The sequence below is a fragment of the Agromyces sp. Y182 genome (genome assembly GCF_059445385.1).
This window is the reverse complement of record NZ_JCAIUF010000001.1, coordinates 2,258,186-2,282,142: the sequence shown is the minus strand read 5'-3', so window position 1 is coordinate 2,282,142 and position 23,957 is coordinate 2,258,186. Positions and strand designations below refer to the sequence as shown.

The window sequence follows — 23,957 nt, the reverse complement described above, 5'->3', positions numbered from 1 at the left end:
GTCAGCTCGTCGACGAGTCAGCCAGGCGACCTCAGCCCCGCCGCACCTCGACCGCGCTCACGCCGCTGAACCCGATCCACGCGCGATCGCCGGACTCGACGAGGGTCGCGAGCACGTGGTCGCACGTGGCGCAGCGCACAACGGTGCCCACGCCGCTGCGGTAGACCATCGCGCGGGCGAGCTCGCCGATCGCGCCGCACCCGTTGCACCGGGCCGTGGCCATCGTCACGTCGAAGGTGAAGAAGTCGGCGAGCGGACCGGCCAGGGAGTTGCCGTCGACGTGCTGCATCACGTGCCTCCGTATCGCTCGGTGCGGATCGACCGCGGGTCGTGCCCGAGCTCGACGAGCCAGTCGGCGACCAGCTCCACGAAACCGGTCGAACCGCAGACGTAGACGCGCGGCCGCTCGGTCGCGGGAAGCACTGCCGCCTCGAGCACCTCGCGCGTGATGCGCCCTGGCTGCGTCGGCCAGCCCTCGGGCGTGCGGCGCGTGTAGACGAGGTCGAGTCGAAGGGGCGCGGATGCCGCGGCGAGCGCCTGCAGCTCGTCGGCGAAGTACACGTCGTCGGGCGTGCGCACCGAGTAGAGCAGCCGGAACGGCGTCGGGTCGTCGGCGCGGGCGTGGACGGTCGCCATCGCGAAGAGGGGGACGACGCCGGATCCGCCGGCGATGAGCTGCACCGGGCGAGCGTCGCCGGTCTCTGCGGTCGGAGCCCACACGAAGAAGGCGCCGAGCGGACCGTGCACCTCGAGCATGTCGCCCGCGCGTACGTCGTCGACGAGGTAGGGCGACACCTCGCCATCGGGCAGCTTGTCGACCGCGAGGGTGACCCGCGTCGTCGACCCCGACGAGGCGATCGAGTACGAACGCGTGGCGGTGTAACCGTCGGGGGCGGTGAGCCGCACATCGACGTGCTGGCCTGCGGCGTTGCCGGGCCATCCGTCGACGTCGAGTTCGAGTCGCGAGGCGTTCGGGGTCTCGCGCTGGGCGGCGGCGACCGTGGCGACGTGCCATCCCGAACGCGGCACCGCTCGCAGCGCCGCGCTGAGCCCGTCGGTCTGCAGAGACGACGAGACCGTCGAGGCGTCGCTCACCAGTAGCGTTCTTCCGTCCACGGGTCGCCGTGCAGGTGGTAGCCGTTCTGCTCCCAGAAGCCGGGCTCGTTGTCGTCCATCATGACGAGGCCGCGCACCCACTTCGCACTCTTCCAGAAGTAGAGGTGCGGCACGAGGAGTCGTGCCGGGCCGCCGTGCTCGGGGTCGAGCGGTTCACCGTCGAACTCGAATGCGACCCACGCCTTTCCGTCGAGCAACTCGTCGAGCGGCACGTTCGTCGTGTACCCGCCGTAGCTGTGCGCCATGACGTACTCCTGCTCGGTCTCGACGTGTTCGAAGAGCGTGTCGAGCGAGACACCCCGCCAACTCGTGCCGAGCTTCGACCAGTGCGTGACGCAGTGGATGTCGGTGTCGACGTCGTCGATCTTCAGGGCCATGAACTCGTCCCAGTTCCAGCGGTGCACGCCGGTTTCGGTGCGGATCGTGAACTCCCACTCGGCCGTGTCGACCTCGGGCGTCGGCCCGGCCGAGAGCACCGGAAAGTCGTGCACGAGGGTTTGTCCGGGCGGCAGGCGGTCATCGCGCTCACGGCTTCGACCACTGAATCCTCTGGTGATGAACGACATGGCGACCCCTCCTGTTGGCTTCGACACTAGTGTTGCGCAGTCCCCGTGTCACCGGTTTCCTCACCATTCCCACCGGTCAGATCATTCCCACCGATCAGCGGGCGTCCGAGTCGGACACGCTCTGCGGTGCATCGAACGTCACGCTGACGGGCGAGGCAGTGCTGCGACCGACGGATGCCGCGACGCGCAGCTCGGGCCACGACGGGACGTCGAAGCGGAAGACGGCGACCGCCGCCGTCGGCATCGACTCGATGTCGGGCGAGAACCGGGAGGCGAGGTCGGTCATCTCGGGATTGTGGCCGACGAGCATCGCCGTCGTCACGCGCGCGTCGAATGAACGGATGACTCGGAGCAGGGCTTCGACGGATGCGCCGTAGAGCCGTTCGTCCGCAATGATCCGCCGTGCGTCGAGGCCGAGCGGGCCGGCGACGAGTTCGGCCGTCGATCGTGCCCGCACCGCGGTGCTCGCGAGGATCACGTCGGGGGCGATTCCACGATCCACGAGACGCCGACCCATGCGCGGCGCATCACGCCGGCCTCGCTCGTTCAACGGGCGGTCGTGGTCGATCAGCCCCGGGGTGTCCCAGCTCGACTTCGCGTGGCGCATGAGCACGAGCGTCTTCACGGTGGTCCTTTCGACGACGGGAGTTCGACGGTACTCGACGACGGGCGTTCGACGGTACTCGACGAGCGCGACGATTGTGCGACGACCCGTCGAGCACTCGGGCACTCGTGCACTCGTGCGTTCAGCGAAGCGTGATGCCCGCCACGACCTCCAGTACGCAGAGGGCCGCCAATCGAACCGTACGCCCATCGGGGGCGTCGGCCGTGGCATCCACCTCGGCGAGGTCGATCGATTCGACTCGCGAATCGGCGCCGGCGGCCCGTGCGGCCTGGCGCAGCTCGTACGCCGAGATACCGCCCGGCACCGAGGCCGGGCACCCCGGCGCCACGGCGCGATCGCAGACGTCGACGTCGAGGTCGACGTGGATCGGTCCGCCCCCTGCGCCCGCGATCTCGAGGGCTTCTGCGAACACGTCGCCCATGGGGCGGCGGTGCAGTTCGTCGCGGTGCACGACGGTGATGCCGTAGTCGCGGGCCCGCTCGGCGTACTCGCGCGAGTTCACGAAGTCGGCGATGCCGATCTGCACGATGCGGCGGCCGTCGAGACCGGCTTCGACGAGGCGCCGCACGGGCGAGCCGTTGCTCACGCCGTCGCGCAGGTCGTAGTGCGCGTCGAGCGTGATCAGGCCGGCCGAGCCGAGCCGCTCGCCCCAGACGCCGAGCGCCACGGGTGAGGTGAGCGAGTTGTCACCGCCGAGTGCGACGACCATGCGGGCACGTTCGGCGGCGGTGGCGACCGCGGCGCGCACGCGGCGCTCGCCCGCGGGGCCGTCGGGGTCGGCGACGTCACCCGCATCGACGAGGGTGAGTCCGGCGAGCGACGTGGCGTGGTCACGTCGGCCCCGATCGGCCATGATCGCGGGGCTGTACCGCCGAAGCGCCTCCCGGATCGCCGCCGGCGTCTCGTGCGCACCCGTCGGTGAGAGCGAGGTGACGAAGGTCGGCACCCCGAGCAGCGCGAGATCGGCGCGCGCATCCGCCGGCAACTCGCCCAGCGGCGGCCAGTCACCGGCCCGTGGCCAGAGTGGATCGTTCGGAAGCGCAGCGATGCCCATGGCCTGACGTTAGCAATGACGGATGCCGCGAGCCGAGGCATCCAAACCGATGGCGTCTGCGATTCCAGACGGGGCTCACTCCACCGGGGCGGGGCCGCGGAGCGCCGCGAGCAGTTCACGCTCCCGCTCGGCAGTGAGGCCGGCGCCGCGGTCGCGGTCGAGTCCTTCACCGCGCTCCCACTCGAGCAGTTCGCCGAGCAGCTGATCGAGGGGGCGCAAGCGCAGCCCTGCGGCGACGGCAGCAGCGTTCGAGCGGTCGAGGAACGCGTTCCACTCGGGGTCGACGATCCACAGCGGCAGCGATTCGGGACCCGACCATTCGTTGACGCCCTGCTCGACGAGCCAGTCGGGTGAGACGGCGACGACTTCGCCTTGGTGCCCGGCGACGGCCCGCGACCGCTCGATCCAGTCGCCGAACGTCGTGTGCTCGCCCACCGCATTGAAGGCGCCGGTGAGCCGCTGCTCCACGGCGTCGATCGTGAATTGCACGAGGTCGTCGACGTGGATCGCCTGCACCGCGGAGTCGAAGGTGTCGGGCACGAGCATCGGCTCGTCGCTGCGGGCGGCGCGCGCCGACCAGTAGCCACCGCGGCCGGAGGCGTCGCCCGGGCCCGTGATGAGTCCGGGCCTGATCACGAGCAGCCGGTCGCCGAGCGCGTCCCGGTAGGCCTGCTCGATCGCCGATTTCGCTTCGCCGTACGTCTCGGGCGTCGACTCGTCGTCGGCGAGCGGCGGCATGAGCGCGGCCGATTCGTCGGCGCCCGGCTCGTCGTGCGCCGCGTAGACGTTGCACGAGGAGATGAAGGTCCAGTGCGCAGCGCGGCCGGCGAGATCCGCCGCGGCGCGGCGGGCGAAGCCGGGCTGGCGGGTCACGTCGATGACGGCATCCCACTCGCGGTCGGTGACGGCATCGTAAGCGCCGGGTTGCGACCGGTCGGCCACGACGACCGCAGAGCCCTCGGCGGCGGCACCCGCCTCGCCGCGGGCGAGTGACGTCACCCCGTGCCCGCGCCGAATCGCCTCTCGCGCGAGTTCGCGACCGAGCCACTGCGTTCCACCGAGCACGAGAAGGTCCATGCGCCCATTCGAGCACGTGACGGATGCCGCGCGCAGCCGTGTTCTCGCAACGCGAACTCCCGCGGCGACGAGGGCGCATCGCCTCAGTCGGTGGGCGCGAGGGCATCCGCTCGGCGACGCTCGATCGCCCGGATACCGACCTTCCTGAGCTCCTCGACCCAGAGCACGGCCGACGCCATCACCGCGCAGACGAGCCAGTGCTCGCCGTCGAGCCCCCGCGTGCCGAACGCCACCTGCAGCGGCGGCAACGAGACGACCGCGACCTGCAGCACCACGGCCAGTACCACCGAGCCCCAGAGCCACCGGTTGGCGAAGAGACCGCGGAACGCGCTCGACGCGGCCGAACGCGCGTTGAACGCGGTGAACAACGCGGCGAAGACAAGCGTCGTGAAGCCCGCGGTGCGCGCGACCTCGACCGGATCCGTGCCGCCGGGAATGAGCCCACCCGGCAGGAAGATGTCGATGGTGAGCAGCGTGATCACCGAGATGACGAGCCCGGTAGTCGCGATCCCGATCCACATACCCGTATCGATCGCTCGATCGTGGATGCCTCGCGGCGGCCTCGCCATGACGTCGTCGATCTCGGGATCGACGCCCATCGCGAGTGCGGGTCCCGAGTCGGTGACGAGGTTGATCCACAGGATCTGCGTCGCGAGCAGGGGCAGCACGAGCCCGTCGTCGCCGGCGCCGGTGAGGCCGAGCACGCCGCCGAACACGACGCCGAAGAAGACCGTCAGCACCTCGCCCATGTTGGAGTACAGCAGGTAGCGCAGGAACTTGCGGATGTTGTCGAAGATCACCCGCCCCTCGCGCACGGCGTGGACGATCGTGGCGAAGTCGTCGTCGGCGAGCACCATCTTCGCCGCCTCCTTCGTGACCTCGGTGCCCGTGATGCCCATGGCGATGCCGATGTCGGCCGACTTCAACGCCGGCGCGTCGTTCACGCCGTCGCCCGTCATCGCGACGATCTGGCCATCGGCCTGCAGCGCATCGACGATGCGCAGCTTGTGCTGCGGCGCTACACGCGCGAACACTGAGACGGTGCGAACGGCATCGCGCAGCTGCTGCTCGTCCATGCCGTCGAGGCGAGCACCCGGCAGGGCGATGCCGTCGTCGGGGATGATGCCGAGGTCACGCGCGATGCGCCCGGCCGTCGCGGGGTGGTCGCCCGTGATCATGATCACGCGGATGCCGGCGGCATACGCCTCGGCGATCGCCGGGCGCACCTCGGGGCGCGGCGGGTCGATGATGCCCACGACACCGGCGTAGACGAGGTCGTGTTCAGCGGACTCGTCGATGGCTGCTGCATCCCTCGCCGCGTCGTCGCCGCCTTCGAACTCGGGTGCGGCACGGTACGCGACCCCGAGGGTGCGGAAGGCCGCCTCGGAGAGAGCCTCCGTGTCGGCGAGGGCTTGCTCCCGCCGATTCGCATCGAGCGGCACCGTCTCGGAGCCCAGCTGCATGCGGGTGCAGTGCTCGAGCAGAACGTCGGGGGCGCCTTTACTGAGCACGACGACCTCGCCGTCGTCTCTGCGGTGCGCGGTCGACATCATCTTGCGTTCGGAGCTGAACGGAACCTCGCCCACGCGCCCGTAGCGGGCCGCCTCCTCGGCGGTGCCCGCCACCTTCCGGGCAGCCACGAGGAAGGCCGCCTCGGTCGGGTCTCCCTCGATCTCCCATTTGCCGTCGCGCTCAGCGAGCTGCGCGTCGTTCGCGAGCGAACCCACACCGAGCACGAGCTGCGCCTCGGCACGCAGCGAGCCCTCTCCGAGTTCGTGGCCCTTGGTCGTCGCCGCGCCGATGGGCGTGTACCCGACGCCACCGAGGTCGACGGTGCCCGACGCCGTGACGACCCGCTCGATGGTCATCTGGTTGGTGGTGAGCGTGCCGGTCTTGTCGGTGCAGATGACGGATGCCGACCCCAACGTCTCGACGCTCGAGAGGTTCTTCACGACCGCGTTCCGCTTCGCCATGCGCTGCACACCGAGCGCGAGTACGACGGAGAGGATCGCCGGAAGGCCTTCGGGCACGGCGGCGACGGCGAGCGAGACACCGAGCAGCAGCACGGTCACGAACTCGGCGGGGGTGCTGACGCCGTCGACGAGCACGATCGTGACCATCACGACGATCGCGATGACGACGACGATGCGGCCGAGCAGGCGCCCGAGGTGCGTGACCTCCACCTGCAGCGGAGTGGGCTCCTCGACGGTCTCGTCGAGCATCGTGGCGATCGAGCCCATCTCCGTCGACATGCCGGTCGCGGTGACGATCGCCCTGCCTGTGCCGCGGTTGACCGCTGTGCCCTTGTAGACCATGTCGAGGCGGTCGCCAAGGGGCACGGTGGCCTCGATCCTCTCCGAGTGCTTCTCGACGGCCTCGCTCTCGCCGGTGAGCGAGGCCTCGGCGGTGCGCAACGTGTGCGCACGGAACAGCCGGCCGTCTGCGCCGACCTGGTCTCCCTCACCGAGCACCAATACGTCGCCGGGCACGAGTTCGGCGCTCGGCACCGTGCGCAGCTCGCCATCGCGCAGCACGGTCGAGTGCGCCGCGGTCATCACGGCGAGCGCCGCCACCGCCTGCTCGGCGCGCGACTCCTGCACGAAGCCGAGCACGGCGTTCAGCACGATGATGGCGACGATCACGATGGCATCGATCGGCAGCCCGTCGGCGCCCTCGACGATCCACGCGATGAGAGAGATCACCACGGCAGCGAGCAGGAGCACGATGAGTGGGTCGGTGAACTGGGCGAGGATGCGGCGCCAGAGCGGGGTGCGGCGCGTGCCTCGAAGCTCGTTGGGCCCGTGGACGGCGAGCCGGGCAGCGGCTTCGGCTCCCGAGAGTCCGTTGTCGAGGTCGACACCCAGCAGGCGTGCCACCTCCGCGGCATCCGTTCGCACCGGGTCGAACGCGTCGGTCGAGATCTCGCCGGGGCTCGTCATGCCCCCATCCTCCGGGCGTGTCATGACCACCGCAAGAGCGGGACGGCGCGGCTCGATCGATGCGCCGGGTGAGGGAACAGAACGGCGAGGGGTGGTGTTCTGCTGAGGGAGCGATACCCTATGGGGGTATTGGAGCACGAGCAGACGACGGAGGAAGATGATGGGCGCCACCCGCGACGACATGCACGAGCACCACACCGAGGGCGCGGGGCATCCGCAGACGAGGCAGGCTGCACACGAGATGAGCAGACACGACGCGCACGCCGGACACGATCCGCACGCCGGACACGACATGAGCGGCCACGCGGGCCACGACATGAGCGGCCACGCCGGCCACGACGGCCACGCGGGCCACGGCGACCACGTCGGCCAGTTCCGCCGCCTGTTCTGGATCATGCTCGTCATCGCCGTGCCGACGATCGCGTTCAGCCCGATGTTCGCGTCGATCCTCGGCTACCGGCTGCCCGACAACGCCGTGATCGGCTGGATCTCCCCGATCCTCGGCACGGTCATGTACTTCTGGGGCGGCAAGCCCTTCCTCACCGGCGCCTGGTCTGAGTTGAAGTCGCGCAAGCCGGGCATGATGCTGCTGATCGGCCTTGCGATCACCGTCGCGTACTTCGCCTCCCTCGGCGCGAGCCTCGGCCTGCTCAGCCACCACCTCGACTTCTGGTGGGAGCTCGCGCTCCTCATCGTGATCATGCTGCTCGGTCACTGGATCGAGATGCGCTCGATCATGCAGGCCTCGAGCGCGCTCGACGCGCTCGCAGCCCTGCTGCCCGACGAGGCGGAGCGAGTCGTCTCGACGGGCTCGGCCGACGCCGGGGCATCCGTCACCGAGACCGTCTCGCCGTCGGAGCTCGCGGTCGGCGACGTCGTGATCGTGCGCCCCGGCGGGCGCGTGCCCGCCGACGGCGAGGTGATCGACGGCACCGCCGCGATGGACGAGTCGATGATCACCGGCGAATCCATCACGATCGCGCGCGGTCCCGGCGACCACGTCGTCGCCGGCACCGTCGCCACCGACACGGCGATCCGGGTGCGGGTCGGCGCCGTGGGCGACGACACCGCGCTCGCGGGCATCCAGCGACTCGTCGCGCAAGCGCAGGCCTCGACCTCGCGCGCGCAGCGTCTCGCCGATCGCGCGGCGGGCTGGCTCTTCTGGTTCGCGCTCGGCGCCGCCGTCATCACGGCGATCGCCTGGACCCTGCTCGGTGATCCCGACGACGCCGTCGTGCGCACCATCACCGTGCTCGTCATCGCCTGCCCGCACGCCCTCGGCCTCGCCATCCCGCTCGTCGTCTCGATCGCGACCGAGCGCGCGGCGAAGGGCGGCGTGCTCATCACCGACCGTCTCGCGCTCGAGACGATGCGCACGGTCGGCGCGGTGCTCTTCGACAAGACCGGCACTCTCACGAAGGGCGAGCCGGCGGTCACCGATGCCGTCGCGGCATCCGGGTTCAACCCCGACGAGGTCATGGCGCTCGCTGCAGCGGCAGAGCGGGACTCGGAGCATCCGCTTGCGAAGGCCATCGTGACGGATGCCGCGCGCCGCGGCCTCCTCGTCGCGTCAGCGTCGGGCTTCACCGCGTCGGCCGCGATCGGCGTGCACGCGACGGTCGACGGACGCACCGTGCAGGTCGGCGGCCCCGCGTTGCTCGCCCGCGAGGGGCAGCGGCCGCTCGCGGCATCCGCGGGCTGGAGCGAGCGCGGGCAGACCGTGCTGCACATGCTCGTCGACGGAAGCGTGGCCGGCGCCATCGCACTGGCCGACGAGATCCGGCCCGAGTCGAAGGAGGCCGTCGACGCGCTGCACGCCCTCGGCGTGCAGGTCGTGATGATCACGGGCGACGCCGAACCCGTTGCCCGCACCGTCGCCGCACAACTCGGCATCGACCGCGTCTACGCGGGCGTGCGCCCGGAGGACAAGGCGGCGAAGGTGCAGGAGCTGCAGCACGAGGGACTCACGGTCGCGATGGTCGGCGACGGCGTCAACGACGCCCCCGCCCTTGCGCAGGCGGATGTCGGCATCGCGATCGGCGCCGGCACGGATGTCGCGATCGCCTCGGCCGGCGTGATCCTCGCGTCATCCGACCCTCGTTCGGTGATCTCGGTCATCGAACTGTCACGGGCGAGCTATCGCAAGATGTCGCAGAACCTCTGGTGGGCCGCCGGATACAACCTCATCGCGGTGCCGCTCGCGGCGGGCGTGCTCGCCCCGATCGGGTTCGTGCTGCCGATGTCGGTCGGCGCGATCCTGATGTCGCTCTCGACGATCATCGTCGCGGCCAACGCGCAGCTGCTGCGCCGCCTCGACCTGCGGCCCGAGGCCTCGACCCGGGCGGTGCTCGAGCGCGTGGGCTGAGGCATCCGCTCGCCCAGCGTCACCCGGCCCGCAGTCTGACCACCTCCATACCCGGCGTTCGGGGTGCTGCGTGCAGCGTGCAGCTCAGCCGGCGAGGCCGCTCACGAGCTCCTGGGCGGCCACGCTTCCCAGCCGCGGCGCGGACCGAACGGTCCCTCGCCACCGCCATCGCTCGACCAGCGTTCGGTGTGGAACGACGCCCAGCCTCCGGATGCCTCGGCGAATCCTCCCGACCCGACGGCGTCGACGTGCTCACGAGCCGACGCGACAAGCTCCGGCACCTGGTCGTCGCAGGCATCGCATCCGCACAAGGGCAGCACGATGCGGGTGAACTCGCCGAACCCGAGCACGAGACCGGGAAAATCGGTCAGGGCGATGGTGATCGCCGCGGCATCCGTCGGTCGAGGCTGTATGCGAACCGCGCGGAGGATCTGAACGCCCTCGCGCAGTTCCGCCTCCAGTACCGGCTCGTCGTCGCGCTCGACCTCGAACTCCGCCTCGAGGTCGTCGGCGAGGGCGAGGGCGAAGGCATGCAGGGGCGGTAGCGCTCGGGGTCGCTGACCCGGCTGTAGGACTCGGTCGGCGGCCCGTCGATGCCCCAGCGCCGCGCCGCCCGGATCTCATCGACACCCGACGACTCCCCTCGTGGCGGCTGCTCGAATGCTCGACTCGAATCGCGGCCTTCAGTCACGCTCATCCGCCCGCGCGGTCGAGGAGGCCGGTCATGATCGCCGCGTCTGGTCGCACGGCAGCGGGGGAGGCAGCGAGCATCCGCTGCCGCATCGCATCGGCGACCGCTCCGTTCGCACACGCGGTCGGCGCCACCAGTACCAGCAGTGCGCCGGCCGCAGCCATCGCGGTCACCGTCGACCTCGACCTCGTGCCTCGCCCGCCTCGCATGCGCACCTCCGCGGAGAACCTAACAGGCGGCGGGCCAGTGCACCAGCATCGGGCGGATGCCGCAGCTCACCGAACCCGATCAGGCCAACCCGACCAGACGAACCCGACCGACCAACCCGATCAGGCGAACCCGATCAGGCGAACTCGATCAGGCGAACTCGATCAGGCGAACTCGATCAGGCGAACTCGATCAAACGCTCGATCATGATGATGCGTCGGGCGGCCTCGATGAGGGCGAGGTGCGAGAACGCCTGCGGGAAGTTGCCGAGGTGCTGGCCCGTCTCCGTGTCGAGCTCCTCGGCGAGCAGGCCGAGCGGGGAGACGATGCGGAGCAGCTTCTCCATCAGCGCGTGCGCGCGCTTGCCCTCGCCGATGATCGTGAGCGCCGAGACCAGCCAGAACGAGCAGATGAGGAAGGTGCCCTCGCGCCCCGACAGGCCGTCATCGGTCTCTTCAGTGCGGTAGCGAAGCGCGAACCCGCTCTCGGTGAGTTCGTCGGCGATCGCCAGCACCGTGTTCCGCAACCGCTCGTCGTCGACGGGGAGGAAGCCGTAGATCGCCGCGAGCAGAGCGGATGCATCCAGAGCATCGGTGCCGTAGTGCTGGCGCAGCACGCCGCGATCGCTCACGCCGTTGCCCAAGATGTCGGCGGCGATCTCGTCGGCGACGCCGCGCCACTGCTTCGAAAGCTCCGCGTCACCGACGATGTCGCCGAGCTTCGACGCCCGGTCGAGCGCGACCCAGCACATGATCTTCGACGACACGTAGTGCTGGGGTTCGCCGCGGGCCTCCCAGATGCCCTGGTCGGGCTCGCGCCAGACCGCGGTCGCGCATTCGGCCTGCGAGCGGATCAGCGGCCACAGCGATCGCGGCACCCGTTGGCTGCGACGCGAGTGCATCAGGATCGCATCGAGCACCGCCCCGTACAGGTCGTTCTGCCGCTGGGCGAACGCGCCGTTGCCGATCCTGACGGGCCGCGAACCCAGGTATCCCGTGAGGTGATCGAGCGTCGACTCGGTGAGGTCGCGCCGCCCGTCGATGCCGTACATGATCTGCAGCGAGCCGTCGCCGTTCGCCTCGAGCCCGGAGAGGAACTCCACGAACTCGTCGGCCTCCCAATCGAGGTCGAGATAGTGCAGCGCCTGCACGGTGAACGACGAGTCCCGAATCCAGTTGAAGCGGTAGTCCCAGTTGCGTTCTCCGCCCAGTGTCTCGGGGAGCGAGGTCGTGAGGGCGGCAACCGTCGCGCCCGTCGGCATGTACGTGAGCCCCTTGATCGTCAGGGCCGAGCGTTCGAGCGCTTCGCGCCACGCGTGGTCGGGGATTCTCGCGTCGCTCAGCCAGTCGCGCCAGAACGCGACCGTGAGGGAGAGTTCGGCGGTCGCCTCTTCGAACGTCGCCGGGCCGGCGAGGTCGTCGGCCCACGACAGCGAGCAGAACGCCTGCTCGCCCGCGCTCAGGGTGTGGCGCGCGCGAACGTGCCCGCCCTGGATGCCGAGGGACAGGTCAGAGCGCAGCCGCAGCGAGACGCCGGCACCGCTCGCGGTTGCACTGTGCTCGTCGGTCGCCGCCCACTCGGCGTCCACGCGCCCGTAGTCGAAGACCGGCTCGCAGACGAGCTCCATCTCGACGTGTCCGTCGAGGCACGTCACGGTGCGAACGAGGCAATGCGCCGCGTCGTCGTCGGCGGGCGCCCGGGTGTGCGGGGTCGTCGTATCGGGCGCAGTCCGCGGAACGATCGTGAGCGCGTCACGCACCTCCGCCCAGCCGGTCGGGGTCTTCCACGTGGTGACGAGCACGTTGGTGCCCGGCTCGTAGGCGCGCGACGACGGGGCGTTGACGTCGAACGGCCCGAAGCGAAAGTAGCCGGCCTGCCGGTCGAGGATCGTCGCGAAGACGCTCGGCGCATCGAACTTCGGCGGGCAGAGCCATCCGACCGAGCCGTCGGGTGCGACGAGCGCGCCGGTGTGGCAATCGGAGAGGAACGCGAACTGGGCGATCGGCGGGAAGGGCGAGCGACCGACGGCGCCGGCGAATTGCGGCGCCCGCCTCGTGTTCACGAGCTCGCCTCTGCGATTGCCGGTTCCCGCATTGAGTCAGTCACCCATTCATGACAGCACAGCATCGGACTCCGTGGCGAGAGGCGCGCACCCCGAACACCCGCGCGCCAGCGGGCCCTGTTGCGTGCCCGTCGCGCGGTCGGTCACCGGCCGAGCACGCCTTGCATGCGCTCGACCCCGGGAAAGAGCCGAGAAATGGATGCCGCGTCGCGGCCTCGACCGCCCGGCCTCGACCGCCCGAGCTCGTCGTCGTTCGACACGCCGCTCATCGCGTGCCCGACGCCGGCGAACGCACGGCACGCCGACCATCGCGTGCCCGACGCGGCGAACGCAGGACCGCGGCGGCCAACGCACGACCGCAGCGGCGAACGCAGGACCGCGCCGGCGAACGCCCGACCGCGTGCGTTCACCCCTCGACCACCTCGTAGCCGGCTTCGTCGACGGCCGCGCTGATCGCAGCCGCGGTGACCGGGGCCGCGCTGCGCACCGTCACGCTCGAGACGCCGCCCGCGACGAGCGCGATCTCGACGGCATCGACGCCATCGACTCCGGCGAGTTCTTCGGTCACGTGGCGCACGCAATTGCCGCACGTCATGCCCGCGACGCCGAAGCTCGCCTCGACGAGTGAGCTGGCGGCACCCGTGCCGGCGGCGTGCGCGTGCGCCGCGGCGGGCGCCGCGGCATCCGTGACCGTGTCGACGGCGCAGCATGCGCAGCTGCCGTCGGAGAGCTCGATCTCGGTTCTGCCTTCGGGCGCGAGGGTCATCTCGGAGTCCTTTCGTCGTTGGGCTCACTATACCCCCCTCGGGTACTTGAATACGCAAGCCGACCACGCATGACAGCATGAGGAAAAGAATTTCGCGAGCGATGTCGATCCGGCACCCGCCCGTTCGACGCCAGAGTGAGGCGGGCACTTCGGCCCCCTCCCCACAAAGGAGAGAACCATGAAGTACATGCTGATCATGCGGTCCGACGACGCAGCCGTCGAGGCGTACGAGAACCTCGACTTCGCCGAGGTCATCGCGGCCATGGGCGCCTACAACGAGTCGCTCATCAAGGCCGGCGTCCTGCTCGCCGGCGAGGGCCTCACCGACGCGAAGGAGGGCTTCGTCGTCGACTTCGATTCCACGCCCCCCGTCGTCACCGACGGCCCCTACGGCGAGACGAAGGAGCTCTTCAACGGGTTCTGGATCATCCAGGCCTCGAGCGCCGAAGAGGCCGCCGAGTGGGCCAAGCGCTGCCCCCTCGGCCCGGGTTCGAAGCTCGAGGTGCGTCGCGTCACCGAGCTCGAGGACTTCCCTCAAGACAACGAGTGGATCCAGAAAGAGGCCGGCTGGCGCGAAGGCAAGCTCGCGAACGGCTGATCCCATGACCACCGATCGCTCCGGGGGTGCATCTCCGGCAGATCCGACGCCAACACGCGGCGCGGATGGCGGAGATGCACCCCCACAACGAATTGATGCAGCGGATGCAGCGGATGCAGCAGATGCAGCAGGTGCGGGCAGCCGGGCGAGCGGAATCGATGCATCGGATGCAGCGGATGCAACAGGTGCGGACAGCCGGGCGAGCGGAATCGATGCAGCGGATGCAGCGGGTGCGGGCAGCCGGGCGAGCGGAATCGATGCAGCGGATGCCCCGGGCACGGTCGGTGCCGCGAACGCCGACGACGCCGACCGTGCCCGGCGCGCGGTCGCCGCGGTGTGGCGCATCGAGTCGGCGCGCATCGTCGCGACCCTGACCCGCTTCGTCGGCGACGTCGGCCAGGCTGAGGATCTCGCGCAGGAGGCGATCGTCGAGGCGCTACGGCAGTGGCCGGCAGAGGGCGTGCCGAACAATCCGGGTGCGTGGCTCACCGCGGTGGCCAAGCGCCGGGCGATCGACGGCTGGCGTCGCCGCGAGCGGCTCGACGAGCGGTACGCGTCGATGGGCCACGACCTCGAGCGAGATCGCGCCGCGGCATCCGACACCTTCTGGGACCCCGACACGATCGACGACGACATCCTGCGCCTGATCTTTGTGTCGTGCCACCCCGTGCTCTCCCGGGAGGCGCAGATCGCCTTGACCCTGCGCATCGTCGGCGGTCTCGGCTCGGACGAAATCGCCCGGGCGTTCCTCGTGCCGACCGCGACGATCCAGCAGCGCATCGTGCGCGCGAAGAAGACGCTCGCCGCCGCGAAGGTGCCGTTCGAGGTGCCCGAGCCGAACGAGTACGCCGAGCGCCTCGGCTCGGTGCTCTCCGTGCTCTACCTCATCTTCAACGAGGGCTACCTGCCTGCGACGGGCGAGGCCTGGGTGCGACCGGATGTCTCGGCCGAGGCCATCCGCCTCGCCCGCATGGTCGCCGGGCTCATGCCCCGCGAGCCCGAGGCGCAGTCGCTCGTCGCCCTGATGGAGTTCACCGCCTCGCGCTTCGCGGCGCGCACGAAGCGCGACGGCACGCCGATCCCGCTCGACGAGCAGGACCGCTCGCGCTGGGACCGGTCGCAGATCGCACGCGGCACTGCGGCGCTCGCCCGCGCCGACCAGGTCGGCCGCGGACGTGCCGCGTACGGCCTGCAGGCGGCGATCGCCGAGTGCCATGCGGTCGCGGCATCCGTCGACGACACCGACTGGGCGCGCATCGTGGTGCTCTACGAAGCGCTCGGGCGGCTCGCCCCGTCACCCGTCGTCGAGCTGAACCGGGCCGTCGCCGTCGCGATGTCGACGGGGCCGGCGTCAGCGCTGCTGATCGTCGACGAACTCGTCGTCGGCGGCAAGCTCGCCGGCTACGCTCCGCTGCCGGCCGTGCGCGGCGAGTTGCTGCGCCGACTCGGCCGTACCGGTGAGGCCCGCGGCGAGCTCGAGACCGCGGCCCGGCTCACCGGCAACGAACGCGAGCGCGCGTCGCTCCTCGCGAAGATCGCCGGGCTCGCGCCGCCCGCGCCGCCCGCGCCGCCCGCGCCGCCCGCCGAGTAGCGCGCCAATACACAACTGAAGTCACCGAAACGTCGCAGATGGCGACCTCAGTGGACCGATGCCCGCCATCTGCGACTTTTGGATGCCCCGTCGATCGGGCGCCGGGGTCAGATACCGTCGCCCGGGGAGACGTCGGCGGCGTTGGGGGCGGCGTCGGGGTCGGGGCTGGCGTCGGGGTCGGGGTCGGGGCTGGCGTCGGGGTCGGGGTTGGCGCTGGCGTCGGGGGCGGGGTCGGCCTTGGCGCTGGCGTCGGGGGCGGCGTCGGGGGCGGCGCTGGCGTCGGGGGCGGCGTCGACCGCAGCAGGCGCGGCCGACTCAGTGCCCGGCTCGGCAGGCGCCGCCGCTGCAGTCGCTGCAACGCCACCCGCAACGCCACCCGCGACGGCGAGCGCCGGCGACTCCGGCGACGCCGAGGCATCCCACTCGCCGCCCGCCGCCTTCGCCGCCCGCTTCACCCGGCGACGCTCGCGCCCGCCCTCGACGAGGTCGTAGAGCACCGGCAGCACCACGAGGGTGAGGGCCGTCGACGACACGAGTCCGCCGATCACGACGAGCGCGAGCGGCTGCGAGATGAAGCCGCCATGACCGGTGATGCCGAGCGCCATGGGCAGCAACGCGAAGATCGTCGCGAGCGCGGTCATCAAAATCGGCCGCAGTCGCCTCGACGAACCATGCACGAGAGCTTCACGCACGGTCATTCCGCGATCTCGATACTGGTTCACGAGGTCGACGAGCACGATCGCGTTCGTCACGACGATGCCGACGAGCATCAGCACACCGACGAGCGAGGCGACGCCGAGGGGGATGCCCGTGATCACCTGCAGCGCGATCGCACCTGTCGCCGCGAACGGCACCGACACCAGCAGCAGCAACGGCTGCAGCAGCGAGCGGAACGTCGCCACCATCACGATGTAGACGATCAGGATCGCGGCGAGCAGCGCAAGCCCGAGCTGCGAGAACGACTCGGTCTGGTCGGCGGTGACGCCGCCGATCGACGCCGTCGTGCCTGCGGGCAACTCGACCGCCGCGACCGCCGCCGAGACGGCGCCGCTCGCCGTGCCGAGGTCGTCTCCCGAGGGCGTCGCAGACACGGTCGCGCTGCGGAGGCCCTGCACGGTCGTGACGGATGCCGGCCCCTCGACGTTCTCGACGGTCGCGAGCGAGTCGAGCCGCACGAGGCCGGCGGGAGTCGGCACCTCGAGCGCCGCCAGCTCCTCGACGGTGGCCGGCGGGTTCGCGGCGGCGAGGTAGATCGTGAGGGTCTTCTCGTCGATCACGACGGAGCCCGCGCTCTGCGGTTGCATCGCGGCGGACACGACCGAGCCGAGGGCGACCTCGGAGTAGCCCGCGGCAGCGGCATCCGCTCGGTTCACCTCGACGGCGACATAGGGCTGGGACTCCGACAGGTTCGACGACACCTGCGCGATGGAGTCGATGCCGTCGAGCTCTTCGACCACGGCGTCCGTCGCGGCCTGCAGGTCTTCGGCGTTCGAGGCGGTGATGTCGACTTCGATGTCGTTCGAGGCCCCGAATCCGCTCGACGCGGCGAGCGTCACGTCGCCGACGTCGTCGAGGGCGGCGAGATCGTCGCGCACGCTCGCCTGCAGTGCATCTTGATCGGCACTCTCGTCGGTCGTGACCGAGTACGTCACGGTCGCCCCGCCTCCGCCGAACGCGGCGGCGAGTCCGCTGCCGCCGCCGATCGAGGTCTGCACGGTCTCGACGCCCGCAGTGCCGCGGATCACCCGCTCGACGGGCTCGGACGCCGCTTCCAGCGCGCCGAGGCTCGTGCCGACCGGCAGCTCCTGCGACACCTGGAACGTGTTCTGGCCCGAGGATCCGAGGAAGTTCGTCTTCATGAGCGGAGTGAGCGCGACGGTGCCGCCGAGCACGAGCAGCGCCACGATGATCGTCACGACGCCGTGCTTCAGGGTCCACCCGATGATCGGCAGGTAGCCGCGCTGCAGGCGCGACGGGTGCTCGAGTTCGTCGACGGCTGCTGCGGCGCTCGTGCCGGTCGCCGGCACCGGCGTTTCGTCGACGAACGCCGCCGCCGCGACTTCCGCGTCTTCGTCGTGCTTGTGCAGCTTCGCGGGCTTCAGGAACCAGTACGCGAGCACCGGCACGATCGTGAGCGAGACGAGCAGTGAGGCGACGAGCGCGATGGTCACGGTGAGTGCGAACGGCCGGAACAGTTCTCCTGTGACGCCCTCGACGAGCGCGAGCGGCAGGAAGACCGCGACGGTCGTGATGGTGGACGCCGTGATGGCCCCGGCGACCTCGCGCACGGCGTGCACGATCGTCGAAGCCTTGTCGACGCCTTCGACGAGGTGGCGCTTGATGTTCTCGATGACGACGATGGAGTCGTCGACGACACGGCCGATGGCGATCGTGAGCGCACCGAGCGTGAGGATGTTGAGCGTGTAGTCGGCCGCCTGCAACCCGATGAAGGTGATGAGCACCGAGGTCGGAATCGAGATCGCGGTCACGAGCGTCGCCCGGATCGAGAGCAGGAAGACGAGGATCACGATCACCGCGAACAAGAGGCCGAGCAGACCCTCGGTCGCGAGCGACTCGATCGACTGCTCGATGTAGGGTGCCTGGTCGAAGACGACCGTGAAGGTCGCGCCCGGGTTCGTGGTGTCGAGCGAGGATTCGAGGTCGGGCAGCAGCGCGGTCACCGCGTTCGACACCTCGACGGTGTTGGCTGCGGGCAGCTTCGTGACCGAGATGGTGAGTGCGGGCTCGCCGTTGACGCGCGAGATGCTCGAGACGGGGTTGTCGGTGAGTTCGACGGATGCCACGTCGGCGATCGTCGCCGAGACGGGCACGTCGATCGTGGTCGCGAGGGTCCCGGCGCCCTGGTCGGCGCCGGGCAACTCGGCGCCGGGTAGCTCGGCGCCGGGTAACTCGGCGCCGGCGTCAGGCGTCTCCGTGCCGTCGGTGGGCGTCTCGGTGCCGGCGTCGGGCACCTCCGCGCCGTCGGTGGGCGTCTCGGTCGCGGCATCCGGCACTTGCTGCTCGGTGGCACCGAGCACGGGCAGCTCGGCGATCTCCTCGATGCTGGCGATGCGGGTGCCGGTCTGCACGGCGAAGGTCGAGTCGCCCTCGGTGATGCTGCCGGCCGGTACGAGCAGGCCGTTCTGCTGCAACGCGTCGCGGATCGCCTGCTGGGTCAGCCCGAGCGCCGCGAGCTTCTCGGTGTCGGGCGTGATGGTGACGCGCTGTCCGACTTCGCCGATGAGGCTCGCCTCGCGCACGCCGTCGACGTCGGTGATCTCGCCGAGCGTCGTGCGCTCGATCTCATCGGAGAGGGCGCTGATGTCGTCGACGCCGGTCACCGCGATCTGCAGCACCGGGAAGTCGTCGAGACTGAGCGCGAGCACCTGCGGGTCGACGTCGGCGGGCAACTGGCTCGAGATGCGGTTCACGGCCGAGAGCAGCTTCTGCTCGGCGAACGCGAGGTCGGTGCCGTAGGTGAAGCTCGCGGTCACCCGCGAGAGGCCGGTCGAGCTCGTCGTCGAGGTCGTCTCGAGTCCGGTGATGCCCTGGATCGCGGTCTCGATCGGCGTCGAGACATCCGTGTTGACGATGTCGGGCGATGCACCCGGGTAGCTCGTCACGATCGACAGCTGCGGGAACTCGATCGACGGTGCCAGCTCCTGCTTGAGGCTTGTGAGCGAGATACCGCCGAAGATCGCAACGACAATGGTGATGAGCGCGATGAGCGCGCGGTTCTTCATGCTGAGTGCGGCGAGCAGGTGCATTGCTCGATTCTCGCAGGCGCCGACGTCGCAATAACTCGAACCGATGAAATCCGAGCGGCATTCGGTGACGCGATCCGGTCTCCGTTACGCCGCGCGACGCCGTGCGAGCAGGAGGAACACGGCACCCGCGATGAGAATCAGCGCCGCAACGAGGATCACCCCCATCGACTCGACACCCGTGCTCGCGAGGCCCGCGGCGCTCGCCGATCCACCCGCCGTGACGGTGATCGCGGCGGACAGGGTCGTGCCGTCGGACAGCACGGCGACGATCGTGTGGGCCCCCGGCACCGTCGCGGCGGGGATGCGAGCGGTGAAGGCCAGCGCGCCGTCGGCCGACGCGGTCGCCTGGCCGAGCACCACGGGCTCGGAGTGGAGCTCGAGCCGCACCTCGTCGCCGGCCGCGAAGCCGGCGCCGCGCACGGCGAGCGTTCCGCCAGCTTCGACCGAATCGGCGCCGAGGTCGAGCGTCGGCGCCTCCGGTCCACCGGGCTCACCCGGCTCACCGGGACCGCCGGGGCCTCCGGGCACCGTCGGGAACACCTCGTCGGCCGAACCGAGGCCGAGGAACACGGTCTCGCCCGTGGCATCCTTCAGCCCGTCGTTGTCGGTGACGCCGTACAGCGCCCCGTCGGCCGCGACCGCGAAGCCCTCGAGCTTCTCCTGCGTCCAGCCGCTGGTCGCCCGGAGCTGCGGCAGGACATCGATCGCGGTGGTCTTCTCGAGCACCGGCAGTGTGCCGGACGCGGGCGCGCCCTCTGGGATCTCGACGCGCGTCACTCGCTTCACCGCGGCCGCAGGGCCGTTGAGCTTGTCGCGCTCGATGACGGCGAGGGTGTTCTCGTCGATCGCCGTGATCTCGGAGAGCCCCATCCAGTCGCCGGCGACGGCCGTGGCCTCGAGCTGGTAGCCGAACCAGGCCCACTCGCCGGACGCCACGTCGTAGCGGCCGATGCGGGCGAGGTCGGCACCGTCGACGGTCGCCGCGCCGGCGCCCGTGACCGCGGGGTCCGCCCACAGCGGACGCTGCAGCGCCACCCAGAGCTGCTCGTCGTCGCCGGTGCCGATCGAGGTCACTCCCTCGAGTCCCCACTTGGCGATGTGGGCCGTCACCTCGGCAGGCAGTGCAATGGTCTCGACGACGGCTCCGGCGGCGTCCGTTCGCACAACACGGTTGTCGGCGCCGGTCGCGCCCTCGATCGCGAGCCAGAACCCGCCGTCGGCACGTGCCTGCAGTCCTTCGATGTCGAGCGCGACGGGCGCACCACCATCGGTCACCGGCAGCGCCGAGGTGATGCGCGCCGGGGTCTGCGTCACATCCACCGAGTACACCGTGCTCGGCGAGACTGCGGCGTCGCTCGCGGCGTAGACGACGCCCGCGTCGCTCGGGTGCCCGCTGAGCGCGCCGAGTGCCGCCCAGCCGATCGGTGCACCGTCGACGAGGTCGGAGACGATGCTCGGCTGTGCCGGCTGCGCCGACTGCTCGCCGCCGAAGGTGTAGAGGTTGACCGCGGCGCGCACACCGACCGATGCCTCGTCGGTCTCGCTCGACACGACGAGCAGGTCGCTGCCCGGCACGGGAAGGATGCCCTCGGGGCCGTTCGTCGCGAACAACAACTGGCTGAACACCGGGGATGCCGCGTCGCTCACGTCGTACACCGCGACGAAGTTCGACCGCTCGCTCGCCACGAAGGCGTACGGCACTCCGTCGAACTCGGCGACGGCGAGCCCCTCGGGCTCGCTGCCCTTCTTCGCTGCGCGGTCGTCGTTGGAGAGGCCGTGCCGCACAGCGAGGTGCTCGAACGTGTTGCCTGCGTCCCACACGACGTCGCCGGACTCCGCGTCGAAGACGGTCCAGCCGCGTGTGCCGCCCTTCCAGTCGCCCTCGTTCGCAGTGGCCAGGCGATCGTCGCCGATCCAGGCGATCGAATCGGGCTCACGCGGGGTCTGCCCGATCGAGCCGGTCAGGTCGATGTGCTTGTCCTTCTTCGTGTCGATGCCGTCGACGGCGACCGAACCGGCCGAGAAGGCTCGCACGACCTCGCGCGTCGGCAGGTCGATGATCGCGATGCCGTTGTTCTCCTGCATCGTGACCGCGAGCTGGTTCTGCGCGTTGATCGTGACGTACTCGGGCTCGGGATCCGTCGGGGTGTCGAGGCCGGCCGCGGCGATCACGGCGATCGGCGACCCGTCCTCCTCGAGGAACGGCACCGGGTCGACCGTCCACGCCGCCGGGTCGACGCCGAGGCCGAGCACCTGCACGAAGCCGCCGGGCAGCTGCGGCAAATCCCCCTCCTCACCACCGGCGGGCGTCGCCGCCTCGTCGCGCTGGTTCTCGATCGCGATCGCCGCGTAGGCGCCGTCCTTCGAGATCGCGATCGAATCGGGCTGACCCTCGAGATCGATGCTGCGCACGACCGACCGATCGTCGGCCCGGATCACATCGAGGCGACCGGCCGGTTCGGTGAACGCGCCGCCGGTCTCATCGACGACGACGAGGATGAAGTCGCCGTAGGCGGCGACCGAGGTGGGCTGGTCGTCGGCGTGGCCGAGCGATGCGAGTTCGATCGTGCCGTCGCCGACCGGGTTCGAGGGGTCGGTCACGTCGAGGAAGCCGATGCGCTTGCCGAGTGCATCGGTGTACACGACGGTGGATCCGTCGGGCGTGATCGCCGAGATCTCGGCGACCGTTTCCGATGCGGGGTCGACGCCCTCCGGCAGGTTCTGGAACACGGGATACGTCGCCGTGCGATGGAACGCGGACGAGCCGGATGCGGCCTCGGCCGGCGCCGCGACCGCGGAGCCCACGAGGGTGCCGCCGGCGATGACGAGCGCAGCGACGGACAGTGGACGTACGGACAGTGGGCGTACGGACATGTCGGGCACACTCCAGCGGGTCGAGACGGGGGTCGGCGACAGGTTGGCGGTGCCGGGCGACGTGACGGTGCGGCCGAGGTGGACGCCCGGTGGCCATCGGGTGAACAGCGATCGGGCTCGCGGATGCCGCGGGGTGGGCGGCGCGCCGGCGCGCCGCTACACGACCGACGCGAGCAGGCTCTGGTCGGGCGCCGGCACCGCCCCCGAGAGCGAGTGCCACGCGCGGGCGAGCGCCTGCACCGCGGCATCCGTCGTCTCGGTCGGATAGCAGATGGGCAGCCTGAGGAATCGCTCGAACGCACCGTCGATGCCGAACCTCGGCCCCGCCGCGATGATCAGCCCCTGCGAGCGGGCGGCGAGCGCGAGCTGCGAGCTCACGGCAGCGCCGAGCCCGATCCACGTGACGATGCCGCCGTCGACATGCGGCACATTCCATTCGGGGAATGCCTCGGCGAGCAGCGCCTCGAGACGGTCGCGCCCGGCGCGGAGCTGCTCGCGGCGCAGGTCGAGGATGTCGTCCATGTGCGGGAGCAGGCGCGTGACGAGCAACTGCTCGATGATCGGCGTGCCGAGATCGCCGGGTGAGCGCACCGCGAGCAGGCGGCGGATGAGCGGTTGATCGCCGCGGATCCAGCCGACGCGCACACCGCCCCAGACGGTCTTGCCGACCGAGCCGACCATGATCGCCGGGCCGTACGCTGCCATCGGCAGGAAGGATTCTGCGCGGTCGATGTCGAGCTCGCCGGTGGTCTCGTCGGCGAAGATCACGGTGCCCTGGCGGGCGGCCGCATCGAGAACACGCTCGCGGGCGTGGACGCTCATCGATCGCCCCGTCGGGTTCTGGAAGTCGGGCATGAGGTATGCGGCGACCGGGTTCGAATGCCCGATCGCCCGAGTGAGCGCCTCGGCCTCGGCCCGCCCGCTCCAGGCCGGGTCGTCGTGCGGTGCTGCGCTCACGGGCACGAGCCGGGCACCTGCCGCGCGCAGCGCCTCGTATGCGTGCGGGTAGGTCGGCGCCTCGATGATGGCTCGGTCGCCGCGCCCGATGAGCGCGCGTGAGAGCAATGCGATCGCGTGCTGCGCGCCGATCGTGACCATGATCTGCTCGGGGGTCGTCGGAAGCCCGCGTGCCGTGTAACGATCGGCGATCGCCGCGCGCAACGCGGGCGTGCCGATCGGGTCGAACCCGGCGTCGCCGAGGTGCTCGGGCAGGTCGTCGATCGCCTGCCGCGCGACATCCGGAAGCCAGGGAAGCGCCGGGGGCGCCGCCTTGGAGAAGTCGATGTAGTCGGCGGCGGGCGGCATCGGCAGGATCGTCGGCGCTCCGGGCAGTCTCGCGACGCTGCCCGAGCCGCGCAGGCTCAGCACGAGCCCCTGCTCGCGAAGGTGCCGGTAGGCCGCGGTCACCGTCGTGCGGCTGAGCCCGAGTCGCTCGGCGAGATCGCGCTCGGCCGGCAGCCGGGTGTCGACGGGGATGCGGCCGTCGAGCACGAGCAACCGGATGCGCTCGGCGAGCGCGTGATACGCGCTGCCAGCGCCCGTTCGCCAGTCGCCGAGCAGGTTCTCGAGCGATCGCGCGCTCAGTGTGGACTCCGCCATTCGAGCCACTTTAGACGAATTGGCTCTTGGCTAAAAGGCCAATCATGCAATTGGATTGCA

Annotated in this window: 17 protein-coding genes; 3 read left to right on the top strand and 14 right to left on the bottom strand. The window is 70.5% G+C overall.

The annotated features are described in order from the left end of the window. Positions 1 to 31 precede the first annotated feature (31 nt). From AC1C2R_RS10625 to AC1C2R_RS10595, 7 genes are all read right to left on the bottom strand, one after another. On the bottom strand, positions 32 to 289 hold the full coding sequence (locus AC1C2R_RS10625) for a DUF6510 family protein (protein WP_495379872.1): 258 nt from the start codon (positions 287 to 289) through the stop codon (positions 32 to 34). Next, positions 289 to 1,095 (bottom strand): ferredoxin reductase, encoded by an 807-nt coding sequence (locus AC1C2R_RS10620; protein WP_495379871.1) that lies wholly within the window; start codon positions 1,093 to 1,095, stop codon positions 289 to 291. The genes AC1C2R_RS10625 and AC1C2R_RS10620 overlap by 1 nt, the downstream gene beginning before the upstream one ends. Next, positions 1,092 to 1,682 carry a sulfite oxidase-like oxidoreductase gene (locus AC1C2R_RS10615; RefSeq protein ID WP_495352442.1) on the bottom strand — a complete coding sequence of 197 codons (591 nt, stop codon included), beginning with the start codon at positions 1,680 to 1,682 and terminating at the stop codon, positions 1,092 to 1,094. The genes AC1C2R_RS10620 and AC1C2R_RS10615 overlap by 4 nt, the downstream gene beginning before the upstream one ends. A gap of 94 nt (positions 1,683 to 1,776) precedes the next feature. Continuing rightward, entirely contained in the window at positions 1,777 to 2,412 is a 636-nt protein-coding gene (locus tag AC1C2R_RS10610; protein ID WP_495352441.1) for a SixA phosphatase family protein, read from the bottom strand. 16 nt (positions 2,413 to 2,428) lie between these two features. Beyond that, positions 2,429 to 3,361, bottom strand: coding sequence for an arginase family protein (locus AC1C2R_RS10605; RefSeq protein ID WP_495379870.1), 933 nt, complete (start codon positions 3,359 to 3,361; stop codon positions 2,429 to 2,431). Positions 3,362 to 3,436: 75 nt separating this feature from the next. Then, the gene (locus AC1C2R_RS10600; protein ID WP_495379869.1) at positions 3,437 to 4,438 is read right to left on the bottom strand and encodes an NAD-dependent epimerase/dehydratase family protein; all 1,002 of its coding nucleotides are present in this window, start codon (positions 4,436 to 4,438) and stop codon (positions 3,437 to 3,439) included. 83 nt (positions 4,439 to 4,521) lie between these two features. Beyond that, positions 4,522 to 7,377 carry a cation-translocating P-type ATPase gene (locus tag AC1C2R_RS10595; RefSeq protein ID WP_495379868.1) on the bottom strand — a complete coding sequence of 952 codons (2,856 nt, stop codon included), beginning with the start codon at positions 7,375 to 7,377 and terminating at the stop codon, positions 4,522 to 4,524. Between the two features lie 160 nt (positions 7,378 to 7,537). Here AC1C2R_RS10595 and AC1C2R_RS10590 point away from each other — a divergent pair, with 160 nt between their 5' ends. Continuing rightward, on the top strand, positions 7,538 to 9,742 hold the full coding sequence (locus tag AC1C2R_RS10590; protein ID WP_495379867.1) for a copper-translocating P-type ATPase: 2,205 nt from the start codon (positions 7,538 to 7,540) through the stop codon (positions 9,740 to 9,742). Positions 9,743 to 9,843: 101 nt separating this feature from the next. Here AC1C2R_RS10590 and AC1C2R_RS10585 read toward each other — a convergent pair whose 3' ends face one another. The 4 genes from AC1C2R_RS10585 to AC1C2R_RS10570 form a co-directional block, all read right to left on the bottom strand. Then, positions 9,844 to 10,278 (bottom strand): DUF6226 family protein, encoded by a 435-nt coding sequence (locus tag AC1C2R_RS10585; RefSeq protein WP_495380399.1) that lies wholly within the window; start codon positions 10,276 to 10,278, stop codon positions 9,844 to 9,846. A gap of 157 nt (positions 10,279 to 10,435) precedes the next feature. Beyond that, complete coding sequence (locus tag AC1C2R_RS10580; protein WP_495379866.1) at positions 10,436 to 10,597, bottom strand: hypothetical protein; 162 nt, start codon at positions 10,595 to 10,597, stop codon at positions 10,436 to 10,438. Positions 10,598 to 10,818: 221 nt separating this feature from the next. Further along, positions 10,819 to 12,702: a glycoside hydrolase family 15 protein gene (locus AC1C2R_RS10575; protein WP_495352434.1), complete on the bottom strand. Its 1,884-nt coding sequence runs from the start codon at positions 12,700 to 12,702 to the stop codon at positions 10,819 to 10,821. Positions 12,703 to 13,108: 406 nt separating this feature from the next. Next, positions 13,109 to 13,468, bottom strand: coding sequence for a heavy-metal-associated domain-containing protein (locus AC1C2R_RS10570; protein WP_495379865.1), 360 nt, complete (start codon positions 13,466 to 13,468; stop codon positions 13,109 to 13,111). Positions 13,469 to 13,646: 178 nt separating this feature from the next. Here AC1C2R_RS10570 and AC1C2R_RS10565 point away from each other — a divergent pair, with 178 nt between their 5' ends. Together AC1C2R_RS10565 and AC1C2R_RS10560 are read left to right on the top strand one after the other, a co-directional pair. Further along, positions 13,647 to 14,066: a YciI family protein gene (locus AC1C2R_RS10565; RefSeq protein WP_495352432.1), complete on the top strand. Its 420-nt coding sequence runs from the start codon at positions 13,647 to 13,649 to the stop codon at positions 14,064 to 14,066. Between the two features lie 4 nt (positions 14,067 to 14,070). Next, positions 14,071 to 15,657 (top strand): RNA polymerase sigma factor, encoded by a 1,587-nt coding sequence (locus AC1C2R_RS10560; protein ID WP_495379864.1) that lies wholly within the window; start codon positions 14,071 to 14,073, stop codon positions 15,655 to 15,657. 107 nt (positions 15,658 to 15,764) lie between these two features. Here the strand turns inward: AC1C2R_RS10560 and AC1C2R_RS10555 are convergent, their stop codons facing one another. From AC1C2R_RS10555 to yczR, 3 genes are all read right to left on the bottom strand, one after another. Further along, positions 15,765 to 19,424: an efflux RND transporter permease subunit gene (locus AC1C2R_RS10555; protein WP_495379863.1), complete on the bottom strand. Its 3,660-nt coding sequence runs from the start codon at positions 19,422 to 19,424 to the stop codon at positions 15,765 to 15,767. An 84-nt stretch (positions 19,425 to 19,508) separates the two neighbouring features. Continuing rightward, positions 19,509 to 22,298 (bottom strand): esterase-like activity of phytase family protein, encoded by a 2,790-nt coding sequence (locus tag AC1C2R_RS10550; protein WP_495379862.1) that lies wholly within the window; start codon positions 22,296 to 22,298, stop codon positions 19,509 to 19,511. 156 nt (positions 22,299 to 22,454) lie between these two features. Next, entirely contained in the window at positions 22,455 to 23,897 is a 1,443-nt protein-coding gene (gene yczR, locus AC1C2R_RS10545) for a MocR-like transcription factor YczR (RefSeq protein ID WP_495379861.1), read from the bottom strand. Positions 23,898 to 23,957: the final 60 nt, after the last annotated feature.

Bases quoted from the DNA above. Each gene is read 5' to 3' on its own strand.
- AC1C2R_RS10625 (WP_495379872.1), bottom strand. From the start codon at position 289: ATGCAGCACGTCGACGGCAACTCCCTGGCCGGTCCGCTCGCCGACTTC.
- AC1C2R_RS10615 (WP_495352442.1), bottom strand. From the start codon at position 1,682: ATGTCGTTCATCACCAGAGGATTCAGTGGTCGAAGCCGTGAGCGCGAT.
- AC1C2R_RS10605 (WP_495379870.1), bottom strand. From the start codon at position 3,361: ATGGGCATCGCTGCGCTTCCGAACGATCCACTCTGGCCACGGGCCGGT.
- AC1C2R_RS10600 (WP_495379869.1), bottom strand. From the start codon at position 4,438: ATGGACCTTCTCGTGCTCGGTGGAACGCAGTGGCTCGGTCGCGAACTC.
- AC1C2R_RS10595 (WP_495379868.1), bottom strand. From the start codon at position 7,377: ATGACGAGCCCCGGCGAGATCTCGACCGACGCGTTCGACCCGGTGCGA.
- AC1C2R_RS10590 (WP_495379867.1), top strand. From the start codon at position 7,538: ATGGGCGCCACCCGCGACGACATGCACGAGCACCACACCGAGGGCGCG.
- AC1C2R_RS10580 (WP_495379866.1), bottom strand. From the start codon at position 10,597: ATGGCTGCGGCCGGCGCACTGCTGGTACTGGTGGCGCCGACCGCGTGT.
- AC1C2R_RS10570 (WP_495379865.1), bottom strand. From the start codon at position 13,468: ATGACCCTCGCGCCCGAAGGCAGAACCGAGATCGAGCTCTCCGACGGC.
- AC1C2R_RS10565 (WP_495352432.1), top strand. From the start codon at position 13,647: ATGAAGTACATGCTGATCATGCGGTCCGACGACGCAGCCGTCGAGGCG.
- AC1C2R_RS10560 (WP_495379864.1), top strand. From the start codon at position 14,071: ATGACCACCGATCGCTCCGGGGGTGCATCTCCGGCAGATCCGACGCCA.
- AC1C2R_RS10555 (WP_495379863.1), bottom strand. From the start codon at position 19,424: ATGCACCTGCTCGCCGCACTCAGCATGAAGAACCGCGCGCTCATCGCG.
- AC1C2R_RS10550 (WP_495379862.1), bottom strand. From the start codon at position 22,298: ATGTCCGTACGCCCACTGTCCGTACGTCCACTGTCCGTCGCTGCGCTC.
- yczR (WP_495379861.1), bottom strand. From the start codon at position 23,897: ATGGCGGAGTCCACACTGAGCGCGCGATCGCTCGAGAACCTGCTCGGC.